Source organism: Polaromonas sp., assembly GCF_031411155.1.
In the GTDB taxonomy this organism is placed as follows: Bacteria; Pseudomonadota; Gammaproteobacteria; order Burkholderiales; family Burkholderiaceae_C; genus Polaromonas.
On the sequence record NZ_JANOAL010000314.1, the window covers coordinates 1 to 4617 of the forward strand.

5 protein-coding genes are annotated in these 4617 nt (G+C 63.0%); 4 read left to right on the top strand and 1 reads right to left on the bottom strand.

Annotation, left to right across the window (positions count from 1 at the left end; translation table 11 throughout):
* The 3 genes from RMO23_RS18485 to RMO23_RS18495 all read left to right on the top strand — a co-directional run.
* Positions 1–803 (top strand): fumarylacetoacetate hydrolase family protein (locus RMO23_RS18485; protein WP_309684358.1); only part of this gene is annotated, 803 nt, incomplete at its 5' end.
* Positions 804–813: 10 nt separating this feature from the next.
* The gene (locus RMO23_RS18490) at positions 814–1596 is read left to right on the top strand and encodes an alpha/beta fold hydrolase (protein ID WP_309684360.1); all 783 of its coding nucleotides are present in this window, start codon (positions 814–816) and stop codon (positions 1594–1596) included.
* A 61-nt stretch (positions 1597–1657) separates the two neighbouring features.
* Complete coding sequence (locus tag RMO23_RS18495; RefSeq protein WP_309684362.1) at positions 1658–3001, top strand: amidohydrolase family protein; 1344 nt, start codon at positions 1658–1660, stop codon at positions 2999–3001.
* 67 nt (positions 3002–3068) lie between these two features.
* On the opposite strand, the gene RMO23_RS18500 is transcribed toward RMO23_RS18495, so the two are convergent.
* A complete protein-coding gene (locus RMO23_RS18500) occupies positions 3069–3503 on the bottom strand; it encodes a nuclear transport factor 2 family protein (RefSeq protein ID WP_309684363.1) in 435 nt (144 codons plus the stop codon).
* A gap of 475 nt (positions 3504–3978) precedes the next feature.
* On the opposite strand from RMO23_RS18500, the gene RMO23_RS18505 reads away from it, so the two are divergent.
* Positions 3979–4419 carry a CBS domain-containing protein gene (locus RMO23_RS18505; protein ID WP_309684365.1) on the top strand — a complete coding sequence of 147 codons (441 nt, stop codon included), beginning with the start codon at positions 3979–3981 and terminating at the stop codon, positions 4417–4419.
* The last annotated feature ends 198 nt before the right edge of the window (positions 4420–4617 follow it).

Here is a 4617-nt window from a genome sequence, read left to right on the forward strand (position 1 = left end):
CAGTCACCCCGCTTGACTTGACGCCGGAGCAGGCCACAAGAGGCGTGCTGGGCATCATCGAGACGATGGCCGACGGCGGAAAAATTCCGGCTTCTGCCGGTGCGGCCGTCAAGATTGCCGACGTCGAGCTCGACGCCCCGCTGCCCATACCCAGGCGCAATCTCTGGTGCGTCGGGCGCAATTACCACGCCCACGCCAGGGAGTTGTCGGCTTCGGTCTTCAAGGGCAACGACCAGAACGCAGAATCCTGGCCGATTGTCTTTACCAAGGTGCCGGAGTGTGTCGTCGGGCCGCATGATGACGTGTTGGTGCCGAGCGAAGTATCGACGCAGATCGACTATGAGGCCGAGCTGGCCGTGGTCATCGGTAAGGGTGGCAAGAACATTACCCGCGCCGCCGCGCTGGACCATGTGTTCGGTTACACGGTGGTCAACGACGTGACGGCGCGCGATGTGCAGATGCGGCATGGGCAGTGGGACATGGGCAAGTCCTTCGACACCTTCTGCCCGATGGGCCCGTGGATCGTGACCGCCGACGAGTTCGACGGCACCCGGACGCGTGTGCGCTGCTGGGTCAATGGCGAACTTCGCCAGGACGGGCCAACCGAGAACATGATTTTTGACATCCCCACGCTGATCGAAACCATTTCGCGGGGCATCACGCTGTACCCGGGGGACGTGATTGCCACCGGGACGCCGGCCGGTGTGGGGATGGGCATGAAGCCGCCGCGCTACCTGAAGGCGGGTGATGTGGTGCGCATCGAGATCGACGGCCTCGGCTCCATCGAAAACCGCTTCGTCTGAGAACCCGGACATGACAACCCACATGTTGAACGACCTGGCGGTGGAGATCGATGGCCAGGGCGACGCGCTGCTGTGCATTCACGGGCTGGGTGGCTCGTCCAACACCTGGACGCCGCTGTTGCCGGTGCTGGCCGGCTTCAAGGTGATTCGTCCCGATTTGCCGGGCAGTGGCCGCTCCAGCCTGCCAGCGCAAGCGCTTTCCATCGAGGGCTACGTCGCGGCCATTGAAAGTGTGCTTGCCAGTCTGGGCGCGGAGTCTGTCCATGTGATGGCCCACTCCATGGGGACCATCGTTGCGCAGCACCTGGCCGTACGCAACCCCGGCAAGGTCAAAACGCTTGCCCTTTTCGGCCCGCTGGTCGCGCCGCCGGAGGCCGCCCGGCCCAACATCGCTGCCCGGGCGAAATTGGCGCGAGGCGGAGCAGCCAGCATGCAGGAGATCGCCGACGCCATTGTGCAGGGCGCGACCAGCCGGGAAACCCGGGAGCAGCAACCGGCCGTGGTGGCACTGGTGCGCGAAAGCCTGATGCGCCAGTCACCAGAAGGCTACGCGCAGAGCTGCGAAGCCCTCGCGGGCGCTCAGCCGGCAGAGATTGAACGCATCGCCGTTCCCACCCTTCTCGTCACCGGTGACCAGGACGGGGTTGCCCCGCCTGCCAGCGTTGCGGCCATGGCTGCCCGCATCGCGGGCTGCCGGCAGGTCGTGCTTGACGGCTGCGGCCATTGGGCCACCTGCGAAAAGCCGCAGCGTTGCATGCAGGAGCTGGAACAGTTTTACGCCTTGGGCCGCTGATTTTTGAGGTTTCATTTTTCATCAACCATGGCCCGCCACTACAGGGCCGAAGGAGACACACATGAACCGCATCGCATTTACCAACGTCAACATCTTCGATGGCTCCGGCGAAGCCACCTTCAAGGGCGAGGTCCTGGTGGAAGGCAAGCGCATTGTCGAGGTCGTGCGCTCGCCAGGCCGCGTCAGCACCGAGGGGGTCCGTGTGATCGACGGCAAGGGCCGCTTCCTCATGCCCGGCATGACCGAGGCGCATACCCATTTTTCCTGGAACGACCAGCCTTCGCTGGCCGCTATCCAGTTCATGCCGCCGGAAGAACACATTCTGTGGTGCGTGCGCGTGGCCAAGCGCTACCTGGACATGGGCTGGACCTCGGCCATAGGCGCGGCAGCCGCCAAGCCACGCCTTGACGTCGTGTTGCGCAACGCCATTGAAGCGGGCGAGTTCCCCGGCCCGCGCTACCTGGCCGGCAGCCAGGAGATCACCACCATAGGCGCGCTCGGGGACAACACCTTGCCGCACATGCCGTTTGAGGAGCTCAGCTTTGGCAGCGTGTGCAGCGGCCCGGAGGAAATCCGCCGCTCCGCCCGCACCTTCATCAAGTACGGTGTTGACCATCTCAAGATCAACCTGTCGGGCGAGTACATCGCCGGCCTGCCGGCCGAGATGTCGCCGTTTGCCGAGGACGAGGTGGCGATGCTGGCGCAGGAGGCCAGGCGCTATGGCAAGCGCATGGCCGCGCATGCCCGGTCCAGCGAATCGGTGAAGCAATGCGTGCGGCATGGCATCGAGATGATCTACCACGCCAGCTTCGCCGACGAGGAGGCGCTGGACCTGCTGGAAGCCGCGAAAGACAGGCATTTCGTCGCGCCTGGCATCGGCTGGTTGATACGCACCAATTACAACGCGGCCGAGTACGGCATCACCGAGTCCGTAGCGGAGACCATGGGCTACAAGCGCGAACTGGAGGTGGCGGCGGAGTCGCTTCGCAAGATGCACAAGCGCGGTATCCGCATCCTGCCGGGCGGTGACTATGGCTTTGCCTGGATGCCGCATGGCACCAATGCCAACGATCTGCAGTACTTTGTCGACTACATCGGCATGACGCCGGCCGAGGCGCTGCGTGCGGCAACCGGCCTTGGCGGGCAGATCATGCAGCGGCCGGATGAACTCGGGCAATTGAAAGCCGGGTTCCTGGCGGACCTCGTTCTGGTGGACGGCGATCCGCTGGGCAATCTGGCGATTCTGACCGACCCGGCCAAAATCAATCTGGTGATGAAGGACGGCGTTATCCACAAGGACTGCGCCACCCCCGTTCCGGCGCAGGCTGCACTGCACTTGCCGGGCGCTGACTACCCGCTGCGTGAAGAGGGCATCAGGGAGGCGATTGCCGCGGAAGCAGTCTGAGGGCGTTGGCAGGGGCCGGCTGCGAAGGGCGGTCATCTGCCGCAGACGGTTTTTGCCGTCAGCTTGCTTACGCCTTTTCCTGCAGGCGTTTCAGTACATCCTGCATCGCCGGAGCCATATCGGTGTGGTGATGGAACACCTTCCACGCGCCCGCCTCGCGGCGATAGATGTTGGTGGCGCGATGGTCGATGCTGACCGGATGGCCGCCAAGCTTGATTTGTCCGCGCTCGACGCCCAATTCGTAGGCCATGTCACCGGCGACCTGAATCATCTGGTCCTCCAGTTTGACCTGTCCGTCCGTTGAAATATGGGCGACCTGTTCGAAGGATTCCCGAACCTCGTTCCACCCGACTTGCCGACCCCCTATGGGGTGCATGGTGGTGACGGCCTCGCTATGCGACCAAACGTCTGCGAGTGAGGCGGCATCGCCACTGACCATGCGGCTTATCGCTGCGTAGAACTGCCCGGAGGCTTTGCGTACTTCCTCTTCTTCTGTTGACATGGATGGTTCTCCTGGTCGATAAAAGCGTGATTCGTGATGCATCACGTACCTGTGTTGCGGTTTAGGTCAGCCTGGGATCTCCTGCTGGCTGCGGCAACAGGCTGACTATGGCCCTGTCCTCCCGGTTTGCCCATTACCTGACAGGGAGACTGGCGCTTATTGTGAAACTATCTGTTTCCAGGTGTGCTTCAGGGCCAGCGAAAGGCCAGCGATACGCTGGTTGCCATTCCCCCTCCAACGAAGCGCCCGTGCCGGGGCGGCGGCGCACCAGACCGTAGCGCCATGGCGTTGCGATGCGCAAGCTTCAAAACGGTTTTTGCCTTACGATATTCTATGGCGGCTGACTCTTCGAGGGTTTCAGCCCGGCAAGTCCGATTCTGTCGAACGCGCCGGCAAACCGCGCCTTAAGTTTCGATTACCTGGGCAACATCGCCCGGCAGTTGACCCAGCCGCGTTGGAGCGGGGAGGGATCGTCATGACAACCGTGGTAGACATCCTCAAGTCTAAAGTCGACCTGGTCGTTCACACCATCGGGCCCGCCGCCTCGGTGTTCGATGCCGTCAAGCTGATGACAGAGAAGAACATCGGCGCGCTGGTGGTCGTGCAAGGCGAACAGGTCATCGGTATCGTCTCCGAACGCGACTTCGCGCGCAACCTGGTGCTGACGGCACGTTCGCCGAACGAAACGCCGGTGCGCGACATCATGGCGACCCTGGTCATGGTCGTGCCGCCCCAGCGCACCAGCGAGGAATGCATGGCGCTGATGACCGAGCACCGCCTGCGCCATCTGCCGGTGATGGACGCCGGCAGGCTGACCGGCCTGGTCTCGATCGGTGATCTGGTCAAGGACATCCTCTCCGAGCAGAAGTTCATCATCGAGCAACTCGAGCACTACATCGCCGGCCAACGAGCTTGATCCGGCCCGGCAGCGCCGGCCAATGCCCATGCGAACACCTGTCCCCCTGTGAGACAACAAAAAACCCGCGATGCCTGGCAAGCATGCGGGTTCCGAGGGGTTCTGATCCGTCTGAAATCATCAGATGGTGCCCGGGGCCGGAATCGAACCGGCACGCCTTTCGGCGGGGGATTTTGAGTCCCCTGCGTCTACCAATTT

Excerpts from the sequence above, each read along its gene's own strand:
- RMO23_RS18490 (WP_309684360.1), top strand. The coding sequence starts at position 814 with ATGACAACCCACATGTTGAACGACCTGGCGGTGGAGATCGATGGCCAG.
- RMO23_RS18495 (WP_309684362.1), top strand. The coding sequence starts at position 1,658 with ATGAACCGCATCGCATTTACCAACGTCAACATCTTCGATGGCTCCGGC.
- RMO23_RS18500 (WP_309684363.1), bottom strand. The coding sequence starts at position 3,503 with ATGTCAACAGAAGAAGAGGAAGTACGCAAAGCCTCCGGGCAGTTCTAC.
- RMO23_RS18505 (WP_309684365.1), top strand. The coding sequence starts at position 3,979 with ATGACAACCGTGGTAGACATCCTCAAGTCTAAAGTCGACCTGGTCGTT.